The organism is Xanthobacter aminoxidans (assembly GCF_023571765.1).
GTDB classification, from domain to species: Bacteria; Pseudomonadota; Alphaproteobacteria; order Rhizobiales; family Xanthobacteraceae; genus Xanthobacter; species Xanthobacter aminoxidans.
Genome location: NZ_JAMJXC010000014.1, coordinates 40,977 through 62,402 on the forward strand (window position 1 = coordinate 40,977; position 21,426 = coordinate 62,402).

The window sequence follows — 21,426 nt, forward strand, 5'->3', positions numbered from 1 at the left end:
GTCATGCCGCGCCTGTGCCGTCTGATGCCGGTTGCGCGCCACGCGGTTGCGCCGGATCGCCGCCAGTGTCGCGACCAGGCGCCGACGCAGTTTGTCGCGACCGGCCCTGAAAGTACGCGGCCCCACGTTTCGCCCATGCCTCCCTCTTTCCGGCATCCTTGGTTTCCGCCAGCACGATCAGTGCGCCCGCCAATTCGTCGGCGCTGAGCGCGTCGGCTCCAGTCGAAATGACCAGCTCGCCGAGCTGTTGCACCTTGCGGCTTCTGAGGTCTCGCGCCTTGTGTTCGAGCGACTTCAATTCTGCGTCGAAGTCCCGTGGCTTGCGCATCATTTCCTCCACATGCTGTTGACGGAAAGATGATAGTCGAGCGCCTGCCGAAACGCTGTAAGGTTGCCGGGACAGTTGGGGACGGCGTGGTCCCTCCCGAGAATTTTTCGAGGGAGGGCGCGCTTATACGTCGTTCCGACGTGCGCTTCGCTGTGATGATGTTCGGATCGCGATGGCGATCTATCATCTTCACGTCAAGGTCATCGGCCGCAAATGCGGCTCCAGCGCGGTGGCGTCCGCCGCCTACCGCTCGGCCTCGCGGTTGCGCGACGACAGGCTCGGGCGCAGTCACGATTTCTCGGCCAAGCACGGCGTCGTCCATTCCGAGGTGTTGCTGCCGGAGAATGCGCCGGAGCCGTGGAAGGACCGCGAACGACTTTGGAACGATGTCGAGGCGCTCGAGATCAGAAAGGATGCGCAGCTCGCCCGCGAGGTCGAATTCGCCATTCCGCGCGAGATGACGGAGCGCCAGGGCATCGAACTCGCCCGCGATTTCGTGCGGTCCGAATTCGTGGACCAGGGCATGATCGCCGACCTCAATGTGCATTGGGATCTGGCCGAGGACGGAATGCTGAAGCCCCACGCGCATGTCATGCTGACCATGCGCACGGTTGACGAGAATGGCTTCGGTCCGAAGGTGCGGGAGTGGAACCGCACCGAGTTGCTCGAACGCTGGCGGGAGCGTTGGGCAGAGCTTGCCAACGAGCGACTTGCCGAACTCGACGTCGACGCGCGCATCGACCATCGCAGCCTGGAAGCGCAGGGCATCGTGCTGGAGCCGCAAAGCCAGATCGGCGCGCCCGCGCATCGCATCGAAGGCGAAGGTGTCGAGGCTGCCGACCGCGCGGAAATGCATCGCGAGATCGCACGCGGCAATGGCGAGCGCATCATCACCGATCCCGCCCTGGCGCTCGACGCCATCACGCATCAGCAATCGACCTTCACGCGGCGTGACATGGCGATGTTCGCCCATCGGCACAGCGACGGGAGCGACCAGTTCAATGCGGTGATGGGCGCGATGCGGGAGGCGCTCGATCTGGTCCAATTGGGCAAGGATGGACGGGGCGAGGATCGCTTCACCACCCGCCAGATGATCGAGACCGAGCAGCGCTTGCACCGCGCTGCCGACCTCATGGCTGCGAAGGAGCGCCACAAGGTTAGTGACAGGGACCGTGAAGCGGCGCTGGCGCGCGCGGAAGCGCGCGGTCTCGTCCTTTCGGGAGAGCAGGTCGACGCGCTGGCGCACGTCACGGACGGGCGCGATCTCGGCGTCGTCGTTGGTTACGCCGGAACGGGGAAGAGCGCGATGCTGGGTGTGGCGCGCGAAGCTTGGGAAGCGGCGGGCTACGAGGTGCGAGGCGTGGCGCTGTCCGGCATCGCCGCCGAGAATCTCGAAAGCGGATCGGGCATCTCGTCGCGCACCATCGCCAGCCTGGAACACGGTTGGGGACAGGGCCGCGATGTGCTCACCGCGCGCGATGTTCTGGTGATCGACGAGGCGGGCATGGTCGGCACGCGCCAGTTGGAGCGCGTGCTGTCTCATGCCGCCGAGGCCGGCGCCAAGGTGGTGCTGGTCGGCGATCCACAACAATTGCAATCCATCGAAGCCGGCGCGGCGTTCCGGTCTATCCACCAACGTCACGGTGGGGCGGAGATCGGCGAGGTGCGCCGCCAGCGGGAGGACTGGCAGCGCGACGCAACGCGCGATCTGGCGACCGGCCGAACCGCCGATGCGCTCCATGCCTATGACAAACATGGCATGGTCCATGCCGCTGCGCACCGGGAACAGGCGCGTGACGATCTGATCGACCGCTGGGATCACGACCGTCAGGCGTCGCCGGGCCGCAGCCGTATCATCCTCACCCACACCAATGCCGAGGTGCGCGCCTTGAACGAGGCCGCGCGCGGCAGGATGCGGGACGCCGGAAATCTCGGCGACGAGGTGCGCCTAGTGGTCGAACGCGGTGAGCGCGGCTTCGCGCGCGGAGATCGCGTCATGTTCCTTCAGAACGAGCGCGGCCTTGGCGTCAAGAACGGCACGCTCGGCGCCATCGAACAGGTCAGCACGCAGAGCATGAGCGTGCGCACCGACGACGGTCGTTCCGTTCGTTTTGACCTGAAGGATTACGACCGCATCGACCACGGCTATGCGGCAACCATCCACAAGGCTCAGGGCATGACCGTGGACCGCACCCACGTTCTGGCTACGCCGGGCCTGGACGCCCACGGCGCCTATGTCGCCATGTCGCGCCACCGCGAACGCATGGAGTTGCATTATGGCCATGACGACTTCACGAGCCAGGACCGGCTTCTCGGCGCCGTGTCGCGCGACCGTACCAAGGATATGGCGTCGGATTACGAGCGGCTCGAGCCGGCCCGCGATTATGCCGAACGGCGCGGGATCACTTTCCGCGCCCGCGTGGCCGAGATCGTGCGCAAGGTCGTGCCCGAGAAGGTGCGCGGCATGTTCGACGGCCTGCGCCTGCCCGCCGCCGGCGGACAGGGGCCGGAAAGGAAAGTGGCGGAAGACCCGGAAGCGGCGCTGCGTCGCGCCCGCACCGAGGCGCTCATCCGCCATGCCCGCGCCGTGGATGCGATCTTCGAGACGCAGGAGCGGGGCGGCAAGGCCAACCCGGAGCAGGTGAAGGAATTGCAGGAGGCCCGCAAGGTCTTCGAGGAGGTGCGGCCCTATGGCTCGCACGATGCCGAAGCCGCCTACAAGAAGAACCCGGAACTGGCCTCGGAAGCGGCCACGGGGCGCACCGCCCGCGCCATCCGCGCCCTACAACTCGAAACCGAACTGCGCACCGATCCGCAGCGCCGCGCCGATCGCTTCGTGGAACGCTGGCGGGAGCTCGGCCAGACCTGCCAGCGCCAGTATCAGGCGGCGGACATGTCCGGCTACAAGGCCACGCGATCGGCGATGGGCGACATGGCGATGAGCCTCGAACGCGATCCGCAGCTCGAGTCGATCCTCGCCGGCCGCAAGCGAGACCTCGGAATCGGGGTCGAATCGGGCCGCCGACTCGGATTGGAACTCGCCTTCAGCCACGGCATCGACCTTGGCAGAGGCCGGAACATCGGGTTTTGACCCCGCCTATTTTACGCCGCCGGCGCGCCCCGCTGCGACGGCGCGCAAAACCCTCTTGCACAGCGATAAATCCTTGTCCTGTCTGGCTCGGGAGCAGTCAGACAAAGCCAGCAGAAGTCGAGGCAGCCGTGCGCCAACCAGACCGTATCATCCGCCTGAGAACCGTCCTCGCCCGGACCGGCCTCTCGCGGTCCACCATTTACCGCAAGATCGCCGAGGGCACCTTCCCCGCACAGATCAAAATCAGCGCCAACGGCGCGGGCTGGCATGAATCCGAAATCGACCGATGGATCGCCGATCCCGCTGGCTGGCGGGCCACAATGACAACGACTGACAGAATGGACGCGAGCCGCACGTAGTTCAAAGATCGTCGTCCACTTCGTCGTCGTGGACCTCGGCGGCGCGTCGCTTCGCGTCGGCGATCAGCTCTCTCGCGGATTCGCCCTTCACCCAGGCGTCGAGCATATCAGCCCAGCACTGAAGCATGATCTTCCGCTCGGCGAGGTAGCGATTCACGTTGTAGACGGCCGCGATCCGGTTCCGGGGCGCGTGGGCCAAACTCATCTCGATCCACCGATCATCAAACTTGGCGCGATTTAAGCCGGTCGAGAACGTGCGGCGCAGGTCGTGAACGCCGAAGCTCTGAAAGTCGGGATCATCCTCCCGGATGCGCTCTACGACCGTGTCGATTACGCGGTTGAGCGTGGCGTTGCTGATGGGCGTATCGCCATCGTATCGGCCGGGGTGCAGATATCGGCTGGCGCCGAACATGGTGCGGAACGCCGTCAGGATATCCAGAGCCTGATCGCTCAGCGGGACGACATGTGCCTTGCCGGCCTTCATGCGCTCGGCCGGGATCGTCCAGCGCGCGGCGGCGAAGTCGATTTCCTTCCATGTGGCGTCGATGAATTCCGACTTGCGAACGCCGGTCAGCAGGACAAACTTCACCGCCAAGCGGAGCGTGGGCGCCGCCGTCACATGATCCAGCGCCGTCAGGACCGCGCGGACCTCGGATGGAGACAGGGCGCGCTCGCGCGGCTCGAAGGTGGCGATGGCGCTGGTACGGATCGACTCGGCCGGGTTGCTCACGTCCAGCCCGCATCCTTGGGCGTGGCGGAACACCAGCAACACGACCTCGCGGACATGCACGGCGACGGCCGGCCCGCGCTTCTCTTTGACCTCGTCGCACAGACGTTTGAGACGCTGCGGCGTCACTTCCCCCAGCTTGAGCTTCGACAACTCTCCCGCGATGGCGCGATCATAGACGGATCGGCGCATCGCCAAGGTGCTGTCGGCGAGTTTCTCGGTCCCCGACTTGGGATCGGCCTTGTGCTTGAAATAGGCTTCCGCCCACCCGCCGAACGTGAACGCCTCGGCTGACGCGGTGCGCTTCTCCACCTTGGCTTTCGACGGCGACTCACCCCGCTCGACCTGACGCCGGGCGCGCGCCAGCAGCGTCCTGGCCTCCGCAAGCGACACCTCCATGCCGTATTCCAGCGCATCGGGCGCCCGTGTGAGGCTGCGCGCCGCCTCGGCGCTATATCGGCCGATGGTCAGCGTCTCCTGCCGTCCGTTCACCCGGTAGTGGTATCGGAACGAGATGACACCCGTGGGCGTGACGGCTGCGTGCATCCCGTCGCGGTCCGCCACCTTATAAAGCTTGGCCCTCGGCTTCAGAATTTTCAATTCTTTATCAGTAAGATGAACCATAAGTCCGCATCCGGTCTGGGGCAAACCGATACCATCAAGATGGGCTGTTGGTATCGGAAGCCCGTTTCTCGACCATCCTGCGCCATACCAACATCGCTACCAACAAAGTGGCCCGGCTGTGGTGACACGCAGCGATACGGGGTGGGAAAAATAATCCTTGTCAGTCAAAGAGATCGTGCGATTTTTGGCACGGAGCAGGACGGTCTGAAACCACCCTAATTCACTCCCACTCGATGGTCCCCGGGGGCTTCGACGTCACGTCGTAGACCACGCGGTTGACGCCCTTCACTTCGTTGATGATGCGGGTGGCGGTGCGGCCGAGGAAGGTCATGTCGAAGGGGTAGAAGTCGGCGGTCATCCCGTCGACGGAGGTGACGGCGCGCAGGGCCAGGACGTGGTCGTAGGTGCGGCCGTCGCCCATCACGCCTACGGTGCGCACGGGCAGGAGCACGGCGAAGGCCTGCCAGATCACGTCGTAGAGGCCGGCGTAGCGGATTTCTTCGAGATAGATGGCGTCGGCCTTGCGCAGGATGTCGAGCTTTTCCTGCGTCACCGCGCCGGGGCAGCGGATGGCGAGGCCGGGACCGGGGAAGGGGTGGCGGCCGACGAAGCTCTCCGGCAGGCCGAGCTCGCGGCCGAGCGCGCGCACCTCGTCCTTGAACAGGTCGCGCAGGGGCTCCACCAGCTTCATGTTCATGCGGTCGGGCAGCCCGCCCACATTGTGGTGGCTCTTGATGGTGACGGAGGGGCCGCCGGCGAAGGAAACGCTCTCGATCACATCCGGATAGAGCGTGCCCTGGGCGAGGAAATCGGCGCCGCCCACCTTCTTGGCTTCGGCGTCAAACACGTCGATGAAGAGCCGGCCGATGGTCTTTCTCTTCACTTCCGGGTCTTCGACGCCCTCCAGTTCCTTCAGGAACAGGTCGGCGGCGTTCACATGGACGAGGGGGATGTTGTAGTGGCCGCGGAAGAGCGAGACCACCTCGTCCGCCTCCGCCTGGCGCATCAGGCCGTGGTCCACGAACACGCAGGTGAGCTGGTCGCCGATGGCCTCGTGGATGAGCACCGCCGCGACGGAGGAATCCACCCCGCCGGAGAGGCCGCAGATGACCCGACCGGAGCCCACCTGCTCGCGGATGCGGGCGATGGCGCGCTCGCGGAAGGCGCCCATGGTCCAGGTGCCTTCGAGGCCCGCCACCTTGCGTACGAAATTGGAGAGAAGGCGCGCGCCGTCCGGCGTATGCACCACCTCGGGATGGAACTGCACGCCGTAATAGTTGCGCGACACGTCGGCGATGGCGGCGAAGGGGGCGTTCTCGGAGGTGGCCACCACCTCGAAGCCCTCGGGCAGGCGGGTCACGCGGTCGCCGTGGCTCATCCACACGGTGTGGCGCTCGCCGGGGCGCCAGACGCCGTCGAACAGGGGCACGGACTTCTGGACCGTCACCTCGGCGCGGCCAAACTCGCGGTGGTGGCCCGCCTCCACCGCGCCGCCGAGCTGCGCCGCCATGCACTGCTCGCCGTAGCAGATGCCCAGAACCGGCACGCCCGCCGCGAACGCCGCATCGGGTGCCTTCGGGCTCTGCCCCTCGATCACCGAGGCCGGGCCGCCGGAGAGGATGATGGCCTTGGGCTTGAGGCGGGCAACGGCCTCCTCCGCCTTCTGGAACGGCACCACCTCGGAATAGACCCCGTCCTCGCGGACCCGGCGGGCGATGAGCTGCGTCACCTGGCTGCCGAAATCGATAATGAGGACGGTGTCCTGGGAGGCGGCGGGTGCGGCGGTCATGGTGAAGCCTTGGGCGAGAGGGCGAATTTCGCCCCTCCTTTAACCGCAAAGCACCGATTCCAAAAGTCAAGCGCCGCGCAGGGCTCGTATGAGCCCGCGGCTCGGGTCAGATGCGCGTCCAGAACGGCTCGCAACCGGCGGGCGCGTTCACGGCGCCGGAATGCCGGCGCTTCAGCTCCGCGCAGCCGAATGAACGGGCCTGTTCGGGGAGGCGGGAATTGATGGCGGTGCCGATCTCGTCATAGGGCTCGCCGGAGGCGTAGACATAATAGGCCCAGTAGCCGCCGACGAGGACGACCACGAGGAGCAGCAGGCGGATGAGACCCATGGCCTGTCCTTTCAGCGCAGTGGCATTCGCGCGGACAACGCCCCGCTTGCGCTGAAAGTTCATTCGAGGCGGACAGGGGCCGCGCGTCGCCTCACCCCGCCCGCTTCATCACGCTCACGAAGAAGCCGTCCGTGCCGGTGCGGCGCGGGGTCATCAGCAGGCCCTCGCGGCTGGCCAGTGCCGCTTCCGCCAGCGCGGGGCCGGAGGCGCCCAGCGCCAGAACGGCCTCGGTGGGGGCGACGGGGGCGAAATCCTCGCGCTTGTTGAGGAGGGCGCGCACCTGGGCGCCGTTCTCCTCGTCCAGCAGCGAGCAGGTGACATAGGCCAGCCGGCCGCCGGGGCGGACATAATGGGCGGCCTGTTCCAGAATCTTGGCCTGCTCGGCGGTGCGCTGGGCCAGCGCACCGGGGCGCACGCGCCATTTGGCGTCGGGGTTGCGCCGCCAGGTACCGGTGCCGGTGCAGGGGGCGTCCACGAGGACGAGGTCCATCTTGCCTTCGAGGTCGTGCAGCACGTCCTCGGCGCCGCGCGGGCTCCGCACCTGCACGTTGCGCACGCCGGCGCGGGCGAGGCGCTCGTGCATGGGCTTCAGGCGGCGGATGTCGCTGTCGTGGGCGTAGATCTGGCCCTTGTTGTCCATGAGCGCCGCGAATTCCAGCGTCTTGCCGCCGGCGCCGGCGCACAGATCCAGCACCTGGCTTCCGGGGATGGGGCGGGCGAGGATGGCGGCGAGCTGGGAGCCCTCGTCCTGCACCTCCACCTCGCCGCGCAGGAAGGCCGGCTCGGCGGAGACCGGCGGCGCCTTGCCCTCGGAATCGAGCCTGATGCGCAAAGCGAGGGGCGAGAAGCGGCAGGGCTCGGGGTGAAGGTGGGAGAGTTCCGCCTTCACCGCCTCGGGCTCGCCCTTCAGCGTGTTGATGCGCAGATCCAGCGGGGCGCGTGCGGCCAGCGCCGCGCCTTCCTCGATCACGCTCTCGCCGAACACATGCCGCAGCGAGGCGTGCAGCCACTGGGGATAGTCGCCGCGCACGAAGGGCGCCGCGCCCTCGAGGCTTGGGTCCGCGAGGCGGGCGCGCTCGGCCTCCGAGAGGGGCGCCGGGGCGAAGCGTCCGCCATCGGCGAGCGCCGCGATATCATCCACCGAAAGGCCGCGCATGAGCGCCAGCATGCCGAACACCAGGGCACGCGGCTCCTCCGATCCCATCACATGGGCGGCGGAGGCGCGCCGGCGCAGGGTGTCGTAGAGGATGCCGGCGATGGCCGCGCGGTCGCCCGATCCGGCGAAGCGGTGGGAGAGGCCCCAGTCCTTCAGCGCGTCGGCGGCGGGGCGGCGGCGCGCGGAGACGTCGGCGAGGATCTCGATGGCGGCGGAAAGGCGGGCGGCAGGGGTCACGGTGGCTCTTCTGGTTGTCGGGTCAGGCCTGCTTCGCGGCGGGGGCGAGCCCCTCCGCGGTCAGCTGGCGGGCGAACTGGTCCAGGGCGCGGGCCAGCTTCTCGTCGATGATGTGGAGATATTCGGTCCAGTCGGCATAGCCGGTCAGCTCGGCCTTGCCGTCGCTGATGCCGCGCAGGCCGAGCAGGGGCACGCCGTGGCGGCGGGCGGCGCGCAGCACGGCGAAGGTTTCCATGTCCACCATGTCCTCGGCGATGGCATCATAGGCCGCGCCCGAGATGATGGCCCCGCCGGTGGAGAGGGAGGCTTCCGGCACGCCGGCGATGCGGTGGGGCAGCTCCACCACCACCGGCTCGTCGAGGAAGGGCGTCTTGCCGCGTTCGAAGCCGAGCGCCGAGGCATCCATGTCGCGATAGGCGACCCGGGCGACCTGATAGACTTCCGCGTGATCGAGCCGCCGCGAGCCGGCCGACCCCAGCGTCACCACCAGGTCCGGATGGCGGCCCTGATGGTGCAGGATGGCGAGGGCCCGCGCCGTCTCCACGGCCGCCTCCACCGGGCCGACGCCGGTGATGAGCGGGTCGATGCGGGCCTTCAGGTGCTCTCCGTATTCCTGGCTGGTCGCCATGACGAAGAGGACGTCATGGCCGCCGAAGGCGAGGACGTGGCGGGCGGGATCGGTCATCGCAAGTTCCAGTGGGGCGCCCGGCCGGGCACCCGGTCTGCAAAGACCTCAACTCCTCGGCTGCCGCGGCCCGCCTGTCAACCGCCCCGCTTTCAGATGTTGAGGAGGATGGCGAAGGCGAACAGAACCCACATCAGGGTCAGCACGGCAAGGCTTGCAAGATCGAGGCTGACCCCGCCGATGCCGCGCTCGGCCCGCAGCTTGGGGGAGAGCATCTGGGGGAAGGCGGCGGCGAGGCGCAGCAGCACGAAGATCCAGGCCAGCACCACGAAGGCCACGTCCGCCTTGCGGGTGAACAGGGCGAGGCAGGTCAGGGTGTAGAACAGCACGGCGGCGAGGCCGGCGCGCAATCCGTCCGCCGTCACCTCGGTGGAGCGCACGGCGCGCAGCAGCACGGCGAGCACCAGGGCCACGTGGACGAAAAGCGGCAGCAGGATCATCTGAACGGTCATGGAAGCCTCCGGGCGGCGCGCGTGCCCATCAAGCGCCAGCGCAGCCATGAGCGGAACCGCCGGCGCGGCCGTTCGTTCCCTCGCTGCGTTCTTTCCATGACGAACGCATCCGGTGCGCGGCGCCCCGTCTTTGTACGGCCCCGCGGAGGCATCACACATGAGCAATCAGGACGACATCCGCGAACTGCGGCGCAAGGTCGAATCCGGCCGCGCCCCGCGCCCGTTCTTCACCCGCGTGTCGCAGGCCGTATCGCGATGGGCGGGCAAGCCCGTCACCTTCATCATCGCGGTGCTGGTTCTGGTGGTCTGGGGGCTCACGGGGCCGATCTTCGGCTTCAACGACACCTGGCAGCTGGTCATCAACACCTCCACCAGCATCGTCACCTTCCTGATGGTGTTCCTGATCCAGAACAGCCAGAACCGCGACACGGCCGCGCTCCAGATCAAGCTGGACGAGCTGATCGCCCGCCTCGATGGCCCGCGCGAGAGCCTGCTCGACCTGGAGGATCTGGACGAGGAGGTGCTGGAGCGCCTCCGGCTCGAATATGCGCTCCTCGCCGACAAGGCGCGGGAGGACGGGGACAGCCGGGGCCGGGTGCCCCTCTCCGAGGCGCCGGAGTGCGATCCGGGCCGGGGGAAGGCCGAAGGCGCGCCGGTCGCCGGCTGAGCCGTCTGTTCAGAGTGCCGCGACGGCAAACGCCTCGGGCGGCGCTCCGGCGCGCATCCGCGCCGCCATGGTCTCGTAGGCGCTCTCGATGTGGCGCGCATAAAGGTCCACGGCGAACAGCGGCGAGGCGGGCAGTCCCGCCTGGAGGCGGGCGCGCACCTCGGCGAGCGCCGCGGGATCACGGGCGAGCGAAATGGCGAGCGCCTCGAACGCCCCGGGCGTGGTCGTCGCGAGATCACCCAGGCCCACCTGACGCATGAGGCAGTCCGCCACCCGCGAGGCGAAGGAGCGGCCGGTGCGGGTCACGATGGGCACCCCGCGCCGCAGCGCATCGCTGGCGGTGGTGTGGGCGGTGTAGGGGAAGGTGTCGAGGAAGAGGTCCGCATGGCCGATGCGGGCGAGATGCTCCTTCAGCGGCACGCGCGGCGCGAAGACGAGCCGCGATGGGTCGAGCCCGCGCCGCTCGGCCTCCCGGCGCAGATTGTCGTCTGTGCCGGCCCGCCCCTCCAGCAGCCAGAGCACCGATCCCGGCACGGCGGCGAGGATGCGGGCGAAGCTGGAGAAGGCTTCCGGATCAAGCTTCCAGGCGGCATTGAAGGAGACGAACACGAAGGCGTCTTCGGGCAGCCCGCAGGCGGCGCGTCCCGGCGGCTCGGCGACGGGCAGGTCGGGATCGTTCGGTTGGTAGCAGTGCGGCAGCTGGACGATCTTTTCGCTGTAGAAAGGCGCATCCGCGAAGGGCAGCACCACCGGATCGGCGATCACGTAGTCGAAGAAGCTGGCTCCGCTGGTGCCGGGATAGCCCAGGAAGGCCACCTGTACCGGCGCCGGGCGATGGGCGAACAGGGCCATGCGCTCGCCCTGGGTGTGGCCCATGAGGTCGACGGCGATGTCGATGCCGAGCCCGGCCATCTGCCGGGCGATGTCCTCGGTGCTCGCCTTCTCCACATCGAGGAAGCGGTCCACCGCCCCCTTCACCCGCGCCCGCTCGGGCGAGCCGTCGTCCGGGCCGATGGAGACGGCGGTGATCTCGAACCGGCTGCGGTCGTGCCGGTCCAGCAGGCCGGCGATGAGGTGGGTGGTGGGATGGATGCGGAAGTCGGCCGAGACGTAGGCGACGCGGATCGGGCCCGTGGCGGCGCGCCGGGCGGAGTGATCGAAAACGAGCGGCCGCGCGGGCGTCTTCTCCGCCTCCACCCAGCGCCGTGCCCCGGCGAGATGCATCGCGGGGTCGTCCAGATAGAGCGTGAGGAAGGGAATGGAGGGCGCGCTCTGGCCGATGGCGCCGAGCCGCAGGTTTTCCAGAAGCCGCGCGTGGCCGCGCCAGTCGCAGGTGGCGCGGCGGGCGGGAAACAGCACGTTGGCGGCGAGCGGCAGGGTCGGGTCGCGCGCGAAGGCCTCGCCCATGGCGGCGACTTCCTCGGCCGTGCGCTTCAGCGCGCCGTAAGCGAGGGCGAGATTGTAATGGAGCTTGGGATCGTCCGGCCGCCGCGCCAGCGCCTTGCGATAGAGCTCGATGGCCTCCGCCTCGCGGCCCTGCCGGGCGCGGCAGATGCCGAGCAGCTGGATGACGTCGGCATGGTCCGGGACGGACTTCAGGATCTTGCGATAGGCCCGCGCCGCGTCCTCATACTGCTCGCGCAACTGGAGCTGGTAGCCGTCATAGAGCAGCTTCGCGAGGGGCGGGGGGAGCGGAGGGGGCTGGGACATGGTCTCGGTCGGCTGGGCTCTGCAAGTCGGCTGGGCGCAGCCAGCGCGAAGGGGAGGCGTTGGGCGCCTCTAGCATGCGGGCGCCGATGGCGATAGGCAGGGGCTGGCGCGCCCGGCCGCCACGCCGGCCACCGACCGATCTTCTGGAGGAACCCCATGCCGCTTTATGCCCTCGACGGCATCGCCCCGGAGCTGCCCGCCTCCGGCAATTTCTGGATCGCCCCCACCGCCGTCCTCATCGGCCGGGTGATCGTGAAGGAGGGCGCGAGCATCTGGTTTGGCGCGGTGCTGCGCGGCGACAATGAGCCCATCGTCGTCGGCGAGGGCACGAACATCCAGGAGAACTGCGTTCTCCACACCGACCCCGGCTATCCCATGACGCTCGGCCCCAAGGCCACCATTGGCCATAATGTGACGCTGCATGGCTGCACGGTGGGGGAGGGGGCGCTGGTGGGCATGGGCGCGACCGTGCTCAACGGCGCGGTCATCGGCGATCACTGCCTCGTCGGCTCCATGGCCCTCGTGACCGAGGGCAAGACCTTCGAGCCCTATTCGCTCATTGTCGGCGCTCCGGCCAAGGTCGCCCGCACGCTGGACGAGGCGGCGGCCGAGCGGCTGATCGCGACGGCGGCGGGCTACCAGCACCGCTGGCCCCAGTATGCGGCCGGCCTCAAGCGCATCGACTGAGGGTCCGCCGTATTTCAATGCAAAACGGGCCGGAACCGCGGCGTCGGTTCCGGCCCGTTTTCGTCTCGCTGAGGCAGAAGCCGGCGAGGCGACCCTTTGAAGGTCAAGCTGTCAGCGGCCGGTGCCCACCACCGGCGGCACCCGGGTCTCGCCGAGGGACACCCACTGGGAGGGATCTTCCTTCGACTGGCGCTTGACGAAGCGATAGCCCGTGTCGGTCCAGGTGTGGATCTCGGCTTCCTGGTTGTCGAGGATGAGGTCGCCCTTGTCGGTGATGACGGTGAGCACGGCGTGGCCGTCGCCCTCGTGGTCGCGCACCACCGTGATGAGCAGAACAGAAGTCGGCCAGCCGGCGTTGATGAGGCGGCGGCGCTTTTCGAGCACATAGTCCTCGCAATCACCGCGGCCGTCGTCGGGATAGGCCCAGCGCTCGGTCTCGCCGTAATGGTCGAGGTCGGTTTCGGGCTGGACCACCTCGTTGACGGTGCGATTGACGCGCTCAAGCTCGGCCTTGTGCTCGGCATCGAGCCGGATCGCGGGCATGAGGGGACCGGCGGCGCGGCAGTCAGCGCCATTCTCGGCGCAGAAACGGACATAGCCGGACGGGGCGGAGGTGTAGCGCCCATCCGCGAGGTGGCGCGGCGCGAAGGCGGCGGCGAGGTTTGCGAGACGGAGCTGCCCGCGGGCGTCCTGCGCGCGATTTTCCTGCGCGGCGGCGGGGACGCTTGCGCCCAGAAGCGCGACCCATGCGGCCAGCGCCAGAGGAAGGCTGAGGAGCGAAACGCGCTTCGACATTGCCGGGGGTCCGAGCGGAGTTAACAAAAAGATAATGCCTCAACCCGTGGGGCTTGGCTCCGTCAACCTTCTGTTAACCTTAATGGCCCGGTTTCAATTTACCTCCCGATTCTGCGATCCTTTTGGGCTGTTGCGCCGCCGCCACCCCGGCACGCGCGACGCGACACTGTTGCGCTTGGCGCGTCCCTCGACCGATGCTAATGACTGACGCGTCAGTCATAGCGAGGCGCCCATGGCGCGAAGCCCTTCGGACCCACGCGAGAGCCCGCCCGAGCCACAGGCCCGGCGGCGGCGCGCGCCGGTCATGGACAAGGGCGAGCGGCGCCGCTCCATCCTCGATGCGGCGCTGGCGGAGTTCGCGGTCCACGGCTTTGCCGGCACGCGGCTGGACGACGTGGCGCGCCGGGCAGGCGTCGCCAAGGGCACGCTCTATCTCTACTTCTCCGACAAGGAGGCGCTGTTCCGCGGGCTGGTGCAGGAGACCCTGACGCCGGTCCTCGCAGATGCCGGCGGCATGGTGGCGCTGTTTCCGGGGACGACCCGCGAGCTTCTGGATCTGCTCATCGAGCTGCTCGCCCAGCGGGTGCTGGAAACGCCGGCGCAGGCGCTGGTGCGCCTGATGATCGCCGAGGGGCCGCGCTTTCCGGAGCTGGCCGCTTATTATCACCGGGAAGTGGTGGTGCGCGGCCTCGCGCTCATTCGCGCCATCGTCGCGCGGGGCATCGCCCGTGGTGAGATCGACAGCGACATTCCCGCCCGCTTCCCCCAGCTCGTCATCGCCCCTGCCATCGTCGCGGTGGTGTGGAACAGCATGTTCGGCGCCTTCGATCCCCTCGACGTGCGCCAGTTCCTCGCCGCCCATCGCGACATGATCCTGCGTGGCCTTGGATGGAGAGAGACGTGACCCGCGCTCCCGCATTGTGCGCCATGCTAGTCCGTGCCCTCGCCCTCGCCGCTGCGATCGGCCTCGCCGGCTGCAACGGCGACGGGACAGGTGGCTTCTCCGGCTATGTGGAGGGGGATCTGGTGTTCATCGGTCCCACCGAGGCCGGGCGCGTCACCGCGCTTCTGGTGGAGGAGGGGGCGCAGGTGAAGGCCGGGCAGATGCTGGCGAAGGTGGAGGACGATCTCCAGACCGCCGACCGGGACGCTGCCGCCGCCCAGCTCAAGGAGGCAGAGGCCCGCCTCGCCAATGCCCGCTCGCCGCTCCAGCGGCCGGAGGAGGTGGCGGTGCTGGAAGCGTCCGAGCGGCGCGCCGCCGCGGCCCTCGACCTCTCCCGCATCGATCTGGATCGCCAGAAGACGCTGGTGCCCAAGGGCGCCTCCTCCCAGGCGAACCTCGATTCCGCACAGCACCTGTACGACCAGAACCAGGCCGCCCTCGACGAGGCGCAGCGCCGCATCGCGGCCGCCCGCATCGCCGCGCGCACCCAGGACATCGAGGCCGCCGAGCAGGCCACCCAGACGGCGAAGGCGAACCTCGCGGCGGCCCAGATCCGGCTCGACCGCCGCAGCGTGAAGGCTCCGACGGACGGCCCCGTCCAGACCGTCTATTACCGGCCGGGCGAGATGGTGCCGGAGGGCCGGCCCATCGTCTCCGTGCTGCCGCCGGGGCTGGTGAAGGTGCGTTTCTTCGTGCCCGAGGCGCAATTGCCGAAGGTCAAGGCCGGTGCCCCGGTCACCGTCACCTGCGACGGCTGCGCGCCGTTCACCGCCAAGGTGTCCTTCATCGCGGCGCAGGCCGAATATACCCCGCCGGTGATCTACAGCCGCGAGGAGCGCTCCAAGCTCGTCTACATGGTGGAAGCGCGGCCCGACGATCCCGCCAAGGCGAAGCCCGGCCAGCCGGTGAACGTGACGCTCGGAGCCGCGCCGTGAGCACGGCGGCGGCGCCGGTGCTCGATCCGGATGTGGTCATCGAGGTGGAGGGCCTCTCCAAGAGCTTCGGCGGGCATCGTGTGGTGGACAATCTCACCATGCGCGTGCGGCGGGGGCAGATCTACGGCTTCCTCGGCCCCAACGGCTCCGGCAAGACCACCACCATCCGCATGCTGTGCGGGCTGCTGACGCCGGACGCGGGGCGGGGCACCTGCCTCGGCATGGACATCCTCACCGAGTCCCGCACCATCCGCGAGCACGTGGGCTACATGACCCAGCGCTTCTCGCTCTATCAGGATCTCTCGGTGCGGGAGAATCTGGAGTTCGTCGCCCGCCTCTATGGCGTGCCGCAGCCCGAGGCGGCGGCGAGCGCGGCCTTGCAGCGGCTGGGGCTGGAGGGGCGTGGCAAGCAGCTTGCCGGCGCGCTCTCCGGCGGCTGGAAGCAGCGGCTGGCGCTCGGCGCCTGCATCCTGCCCGGCCCGGACCTTCTCCTCTTGGACGAGCCCACGGCCGGCGTCGATCCCCAGGCGCGGCGCGAGTTCTGGGAGCAGATCCACGACCTCGCCGCCGAGGGGCTGACCGTGCTCGTCTCCACCCACTACATGGATGAGGCGGAGCGCTGCCACGAGATTGCGTATATCGCCTATGGCAAGCTCCTCGCCCAGGGCACGGTGCAGAGCGTCATCGCCGCCGCCGGCCTCACCACCGTGACGGTGGAGGTGAAGGGCGAGGCGGGACAGGAGGCCGGGCGCATCGCCCGTGACCTCGCCCGCGACCTGTCCCAGCGCGCGGGGGTGGACATGGTGGCGCCCTTCGGCACGGCCCTGCACATCTCCGGCCGTGACGGCGCGGCGCTGGAGGCGGCCCTCGCGCCCTTCCGCTCGGACGAGCGCCTCGCGTTCCGCGCCGATGCGCCCACGCTGGAGGACGTGTTCATCGACCTCATGCGCCGTTCCAAGGACGAGCTGCGATGAGCGCCCGCGCCGCGCGGGGCGGCTTCCTGACGCGCGTCGGCGCCATGATCGTGAAGGAGTTCATCCAGCTCCGCCGCGATCGGGTGACGTTCGCGACGATGATCATGATCCCGCTGCTGCAGCTGATCCTGTTCGGCTATGCCATCAACACCACGCCGCGCAACCTGCCCACGGCGGTCTTCACCCACGAGAACAACGAGGTGAGCCGCGCCATCCTCGCAGCCCTGCGCAACACCGCCTTCTTCGCCTTCGTGCGCGAGGTGAAGAGCGCGGAGGATGCCGAGCACATGATCCGCTCGGGCGAGGTGCTGTTCTTCGTGGAGATCCCGGCCGGGTTCGAGCGGTCGCTGCGGCGGGGGGAGACGCCCCAGCTTCTCGTGGCGGCGGACGCCACCGATCCCGTCGGCTCGGCCAATGCGCTGGCCGCGCTTGCCGGCGTCGTCAATTCGGCCCTCGTGCGCGAGCGATTCGTGGATGCGCCGGGCAGCGCCGCGTTCGAGATTGTACAGCACCGGCGCTACAACCCCGCCGGCACCAGCCAGCTCAACATCGTGCCGGGCCTGCTCGGCACCATCCTCACCATGACCATGCTGATCTTCACCGCTTTGTCGGTGACGCGCGAGATCGAGCGGGGGACCATGGAGAGCCTCCTCTCCATGCCCATCCACCCGGTGGAGATCATGCTGGGCAAGATCACGCCCTATGTGCTGGTGGGCATCCTGCAGGCGCTGCTCATCATGGGCGCGGGGATGATTCTCTTCGGCGTGCCGCTGGAGGGCAGCGCGATCCTGCTGGCGGTGGCGACGCTGCTGTTCATCGTCGTCAACCTGTCCATCGGCTACACCTTCTCCACCCTGGCGCAGAACCAGCTCCAGGCGGTGCAGATGTCGTTCATGTTCTTCCTGCCCTCCATCCTGCTGTCGGGCTTCATGTTTCCGTTCTCGGGCATGCCGCTCTGGGCGCAATGGATCGGCGAGGGGCTGCCGCTGACCCACTATCTGAGGATGGTGCGCGGCATCCTTCTGAAAGGGTCCGGCTTCTCCGACCTGACCACCGATGCGGGCGCGCTGGTGGTGCTGATGCTGGTCGCGATGGCCATAGCCGTGGCGAGATTCCGGCAAACTCTGGACTAAAAGCCGTGCGGCATGTGGCCGCGAAGTTTTGGCGCTTGCCGGAAATCGGGCTGTGGAAAATAGTGGCCCTTCTGGTGGAGCCTGGAGGCGTTCCAGGCTCGCGCGTCCAGCGTTTGCACGATGGCTATGCGACCTGATGTCCGCTGCACTGCGGCAATAGGCTTGCCGACTTGCGACGGCCCGCCACAGCGCACATCCGTATTTCGACGGGCATAGCCTTTGACCTGCGTCAAGGTGAAAAACGGTCCTAGGGCGTTGTTCTGCGTCCTAGTCCCCCGGGTGTAGTTCTGCGCTCCGGCGTGAAGGGTCCACAGATGACAACATTGCAAGCTCCAATCCAGCCCCCGGCGAAGTCGTTGAGGTGGGGTGAGGGCGCTCTCATCGGGGTGTTCTCCCTCTTCGCCCTTTTCTCGATCGTCGTGGCGGCGAAGGCCTACACGCCGGAATTCGCGTTCCACGCTTACCTGTTCGCCGCGGCGAGCATCGCGGCCGTGTTCGCCATCGGCAACCGCTACATGAACCGCCCGGCCGGCCCTGTGCCGCAGTTCATTGACGGCAAGCCCAACTACAACATGGGCGTGGTGAAGTTCGCCACCATCGCCGCCGTGGTGTGGGGCATCGCCGGCTTCCTGGTGGGTGTCATCGCCGCGCTGCAGCTGGCCTTCCCGCTGTTCAACTTCGATCTGCCCTGGATTTCATTCGGCCGGTTGCGGCCGCTGCACACCTCGGCGGTGATCTTCGCCTTCGGCGGCAACGTGCTCCTCGCCACGTCCTTCTACGTGGTGCAGCGGACCTCGCGCGCCCGCCTCGCTGGCGACCTCGCCCCGTGGTTCGTGATCCTCGGCTACAACTTCTTCATCGTCATTGCCGGTACGGGCTACCTGCTCGGCATCACCCAGGGCAAGGAATACGCCGAGCCCGAGTGGTATTCCGACCTGTGGCTCACCGTGGTCTGGGTCACCTACCTGCTGGTGTTCCTGGTGACGCTGCTGAAGCGCAACGAGCCGCATATCTATGTGGCCAACTGGTTCTACCTGGCCTTCATCATCACCATCGCGGTCCTGCATCTCGGCAACAACGCCACCATCCCGGTGTCGGTCTTCTCGCCGAAGTCCTACATCCTGTGGTCCGGCGTGCAGGACGCCATGTTCCAGTGGTGGTACGGCCACAACGCGGTGGGCTTCTTCCTGACCGCCGGCTTCCTCGCCCTGATGTACTATTTCATCCCGAAGCGCGCCGAGCGGCCGGTCTATTCCTACCGCCTGTCCATCGTGCACTTCTGGGCGCTGATCTTCATCTACATCTGGGCCGGCCCGCACCACCTGCACTACACGGCGCTGCCGGACTGGGCGCAGACGCTGGGCATGACCTTCTCGGTGATCCTGTGGATGCCCTCTTGGGGCGGCATGATCAACGGCCTCATGACGCTCTCCGGCGCCTGGGACAAGCTGCGCACCGATCCCGTCATCCGCATGATGGTGGTGGCCGTCGCCTTCTACGGCATGTCCACCTTCGAAGGTCCGATGATGTCGGTGAAGGCGGTGAACTCGCTCAGCCACTACACCGAATGGACCATCGGCCACGTGCACTCCGGCGCGCTGGGCTGGGTGGCCTACATCTCCTTCGGCGCCATCTACTGCCTGGTGCCCTGGCTCTGGAACAAGCGCGAAATGTATTCGGTCAAGGCCATCAACTGGCACTTCTGGGTCTCGACCCTCGGCATCGTGCTCTACATCTCCTCGATGTGGGTCGCGGGCATCCTGCAGGGCCTCATGTGGCGCGCCTACACGCAGCTGGGCTTCCTCGAATACTCGTTCATCGAGACGGTCGAGGCGATGCATCCGCTCTACGTGATCCGTGCCCTGGGCGGCATCCTCTTCCTCACGGGCGCTCTCATCATGGCCTGGAACATCTGGAAGACCATCACCACGCCCCAGACCGCAGCCGAGCGCGAGCTCGCCCTGCAGGCGGCCGAGTGAGGAGGCGAGCATGGCAACCCAAGGCACCTCCATCTGGTCCAAGCACCAGATCTTCGAGAAGCACTCCTACTGGCTGATGCTGGGCATCCTGGTGATGATCTCCATCGGCGGCCTCGTCGAGATCGCGCCGCTCTTCTACCTGAAGAGCACCATCGAGAAGGTGGAGGGCATGCGTCCCTACACCCCGCTCGAGCTGGCCGGTCGCAACATCTACGTCCGCGAGGGCTGCTACAACTGCCACTCGCAGATGATCCGCCCGCTGCGCGACGAGGTGGAGCGCTACGGCCACTACTCGCTGGCGGCCGAGAGCATGTACGACCGCCCGTTCCAGTGGGGCTCCAAGCGCACCGGCCCCGACCTTGCCCGCGTCGGCGGCAAGTATTCGGACCTGTGGCAGGTGGAGCACCTGAACAACCCGCGCTCCGTGGTGCCGGCCTCCATCATGCCGAGCTACCCCTGGCTGGCGAAGACCAAGCTCAACGCCAAGCACATCGGCGAGGAAATGCGGGTCCAGCAGGTCCTCGGCGTGCCCTACACCGACGAGATGATCGCCAAGGCGCAGGATGACCTGAAGACCCAGGCGACCACCGACGCGGCCGACTCCGACGGCCTGCAGAAGCGCTATCCCAAGGCGCAGGGCCGCGACTACGACGGCAATCCCGGCGAACTCACCGAGGCCGACGCGCTCATCGCCTATCTGCAGATGCTGGGCACGCTCGTCGACTTCAAGCTCTACGACAACCAGGCGAATGTGAGGTGATCGATGCACGACACCTATCTCGGTCTCGCGGCCTTCGCCCAGACGGGGGGCCTGATCCTCTTCGTCGTCGCCTTCCTGCTGGTGGTCGCTTACGCCTTCTGGCCCTCTAAAGCGAGGAAGAAGGAATTCGACGACGCCGCCAACATTCCGCTCAAAGAGGATTGATCCCGTGAGCACGACCAACGACACCCACGGCAAGGTCGACCAGGCAACCGGCGTCTCGACCACCGGTCATGAATGGGATGGCATCTCCGAACTGAACAACCCGCTGCCGCGCTGGTGGCTGTGGGTGTGGTACGCCTGCATCGTCTGGGCGATCGGCTACTGGATCCTGTATCCGGCGTGGCCGCTCGTTTCCTCCGCGACGCCGGGCCTCCTCGGCTGGCATTCGCGCTCGGCGGTGGCGATGCAGATCGCCGATCTCAACGCCATCCGGTCGGAGAGCGCGGCCAAGCTCGCCAACGCCTCGCTCGAGCAGATCGAGCAGACGCCGACGCTGCTCTCCCTCGCCCGGGCGCAGGGCCGCGTGGCCTTCGCCGACAATTGCGCGCCCTGCCACGGCGCGGGCGGCGGCGGCGCCACCGGCTTCCCCAACCTCAATGACGACGACTGGCTGTGGGGCGGTTCGCTGGAGCAGATCCAGACGACCATCGAGCACGGCATCCGCGCCAACGATCCCGACACCCGCCAGGGCAGCATGCCGGCCTTCGGCAAGGACGGCATCCTGCAGAAGCCGGAAATCTCGGCGGTGGCGGACTATGTGCGGACCCTCTCCGGCATCGCCAAGCCCGGCGCAGATTTCGCCAAGGGCAAGGAAGTGTTCGAGGGCAATTGCGCCGCGTGCCACGGCGAGGATGGCAAGGGCAACCAGGAGATGGGCGCCCCCAACCTCACCGACGGCATCTGGCTCTACGGCTCCGACAAGGCCACCATCGAGTATGGTGTCACCAACGGACGCGGCAACGTGATGCCGGCCTGGCACGCGCGCCTCGACCCGACCACGATCAAGGCGCTCACCGTCTACGTCCACTCGCTGGGTGGCGGACGCTGAGCCTGAAGTCCGGGGC

At 67.7% G+C, this 21,426-nt stretch carries 21 protein-coding genes; 12 read left to right on the forward strand and 9 right to left on the reverse strand.

The features are described from left to right. Position 1: 1 nt before the first annotated feature. A complete protein-coding gene (locus tag EJ105_RS19275; protein WP_250167700.1) occupies positions 2-328 on the reverse strand; it encodes a conjugal transfer protein TraD in 327 nt (108 codons plus the stop codon). Between the two features lie 172 nt (positions 329-500). Here EJ105_RS19275 and traA point away from each other — a divergent pair, with 172 nt between their 5' ends. Then, entirely contained in the window at positions 501-3,419 is a 2,919-nt protein-coding gene (gene traA / locus EJ105_RS19280; protein ID WP_250167633.1) for a Ti-type conjugative transfer relaxase TraA, read from the forward strand. Between the two features lie 128 nt (positions 3,420-3,547). Further along, a complete protein-coding gene (locus EJ105_RS19285) occupies positions 3,548-3,778 on the forward strand; it encodes a helix-turn-helix transcriptional regulator (RefSeq protein WP_250167634.1) in 231 nt (76 codons plus the stop codon). A gap of 1 nt (position 3,779) precedes the next feature. On the opposite strand, the gene EJ105_RS19290 is transcribed toward EJ105_RS19285, so the two are convergent. The 6 genes from EJ105_RS19290 to EJ105_RS19315 all read right to left on the reverse strand — a co-directional run bounded on the left by EJ105_RS19290 (position 3,780) and on the right by EJ105_RS19315 (position 9,776). After that, the gene (locus EJ105_RS19290) at positions 3,780-5,129 is read right to left on the reverse strand and encodes a tyrosine-type recombinase/integrase (RefSeq protein ID WP_250167635.1); all 1,350 of its coding nucleotides are present in this window, start codon (positions 5,127-5,129) and stop codon (positions 3,780-3,782) included. Positions 5,130-5,349: 220 nt separating this feature from the next. Next, a complete protein-coding gene (gene guaA / locus EJ105_RS19295; protein WP_250167636.1) occupies positions 5,350-6,918 on the reverse strand; it encodes a glutamine-hydrolyzing GMP synthase in 1,569 nt (522 codons plus the stop codon). 106 nt (positions 6,919-7,024) lie between these two features. Next, positions 7,025-7,246, reverse strand: coding sequence for a hypothetical protein (locus EJ105_RS19300; RefSeq protein ID WP_250167637.1), 222 nt, complete (start codon positions 7,244-7,246; stop codon positions 7,025-7,027). Positions 7,247-7,337: 91 nt separating this feature from the next. Then, on the reverse strand, positions 7,338-8,639 hold the full coding sequence (locus EJ105_RS19305; protein ID WP_250167638.1) for an RsmB/NOP family class I SAM-dependent RNA methyltransferase: 1,302 nt from the start codon (positions 8,637-8,639) through the stop codon (positions 7,338-7,340). Between the two features lie 22 nt (positions 8,640-8,661). Further along, positions 8,662-9,324, reverse strand: a complete 663-nt coding sequence (locus EJ105_RS19310) for a 5'-methylthioadenosine/S-adenosylhomocysteine nucleosidase (RefSeq protein WP_250167639.1) — start codon at positions 9,322-9,324, stop codon at positions 8,662-8,664. A gap of 92 nt (positions 9,325-9,416) precedes the next feature. Beyond that, positions 9,417-9,776 (reverse strand): hypothetical protein, encoded by a 360-nt coding sequence (locus EJ105_RS19315; RefSeq protein WP_024277441.1) that lies wholly within the window; start codon positions 9,774-9,776, stop codon positions 9,417-9,419. A gap of 157 nt (positions 9,777-9,933) precedes the next feature. Between EJ105_RS19315 and EJ105_RS19320 the strand changes: the two genes are divergently transcribed. Further along, positions 9,934-10,443: a low affinity iron permease family protein gene (locus EJ105_RS19320; RefSeq protein ID WP_250167640.1), complete on the forward strand. Its 510-nt coding sequence runs from the start codon at positions 9,934-9,936 to the stop codon at positions 10,441-10,443. Between the two features lie 9 nt (positions 10,444-10,452). Here the strand turns inward: EJ105_RS19320 and EJ105_RS19325 are convergent, their stop codons facing one another. After that, positions 10,453-12,153, reverse strand: a complete 1,701-nt coding sequence (locus EJ105_RS19325; protein ID WP_250167641.1) for an O-linked N-acetylglucosamine transferase, SPINDLY family protein — start codon at positions 12,151-12,153, stop codon at positions 10,453-10,455. 156 nt (positions 12,154-12,309) lie between these two features. On the opposite strand from EJ105_RS19325, the gene EJ105_RS19330 reads away from it, so the two are divergent. Continuing rightward, a complete protein-coding gene (locus EJ105_RS19330; protein ID WP_024277444.1) occupies positions 12,310-12,840 on the forward strand; it encodes a gamma carbonic anhydrase family protein in 531 nt (176 codons plus the stop codon). A gap of 111 nt (positions 12,841-12,951) precedes the next feature. Here EJ105_RS19330 and EJ105_RS19335 read toward each other — a convergent pair whose 3' ends face one another. Next, positions 12,952-13,635 carry a transglutaminase-like cysteine peptidase gene (locus tag EJ105_RS19335; protein ID WP_250167642.1) on the reverse strand — a complete coding sequence of 228 codons (684 nt, stop codon included), beginning with the start codon at positions 13,633-13,635 and terminating at the stop codon, positions 12,952-12,954. 232 nt (positions 13,636-13,867) lie between these two features. Between EJ105_RS19335 and EJ105_RS19340 the strand changes: the two genes are divergently transcribed. From EJ105_RS19340 to ccoP, 8 genes are all read left to right on the forward strand, one after another. Further along, positions 13,868-14,539 carry a TetR/AcrR family transcriptional regulator gene (locus EJ105_RS19340; protein WP_250167643.1) on the forward strand — a complete coding sequence of 224 codons (672 nt, stop codon included), beginning with the start codon at positions 13,868-13,870 and terminating at the stop codon, positions 14,537-14,539. Further along, complete coding sequence (locus tag EJ105_RS19345; protein ID WP_250167644.1) at positions 14,536-15,513, forward strand: HlyD family secretion protein; 978 nt, start codon at positions 14,536-14,538, stop codon at positions 15,511-15,513. Before EJ105_RS19340 ends, EJ105_RS19345 begins: the two co-directional genes overlap by 4 nt. Further along, positions 15,510-16,487, forward strand: coding sequence for an ABC transporter ATP-binding protein (locus EJ105_RS19350; protein WP_250167645.1), 978 nt, complete (start codon positions 15,510-15,512; stop codon positions 16,485-16,487). The genes EJ105_RS19345 and EJ105_RS19350 overlap by 4 nt, the downstream gene beginning before the upstream one ends. Beyond that, a complete protein-coding gene (locus EJ105_RS19355; protein ID WP_250167646.1) occupies positions 16,484-17,620 on the forward strand; it encodes an ABC transporter permease in 1,137 nt (378 codons plus the stop codon). The genes EJ105_RS19350 and EJ105_RS19355 overlap by 4 nt, the downstream gene beginning before the upstream one ends. Positions 17,621-17,934: 314 nt before the next feature. Further along, positions 17,935-19,599 carry a cytochrome-c oxidase, cbb3-type subunit I gene (ccoN, locus tag EJ105_RS19360; protein WP_029557080.1) on the forward strand — a complete coding sequence of 555 codons (1,665 nt, stop codon included), beginning with the start codon at positions 17,935-17,937 and terminating at the stop codon, positions 19,597-19,599. 10 nt (positions 19,600-19,609) lie between these two features. Further along, complete coding sequence (gene ccoO / locus EJ105_RS19365) at positions 19,610-20,359, forward strand: cytochrome-c oxidase, cbb3-type subunit II (RefSeq protein WP_029557081.1); 750 nt, start codon at positions 19,610-19,612, stop codon at positions 20,357-20,359. Positions 20,360-20,362: 3 nt separating this feature from the next. Next, a complete protein-coding gene (locus tag EJ105_RS19370; protein WP_029557082.1) occupies positions 20,363-20,524 on the forward strand; it encodes a cbb3-type cytochrome c oxidase subunit 3 in 162 nt (53 codons plus the stop codon). Between the two features lie 4 nt (positions 20,525-20,528). Beyond that, complete coding sequence (gene ccoP, locus EJ105_RS19375) at positions 20,529-21,410, forward strand: cytochrome-c oxidase, cbb3-type subunit III (protein ID WP_024277453.1); 882 nt, start codon at positions 20,529-20,531, stop codon at positions 21,408-21,410. Positions 21,411-21,426: the final 16 nt, after the last annotated feature.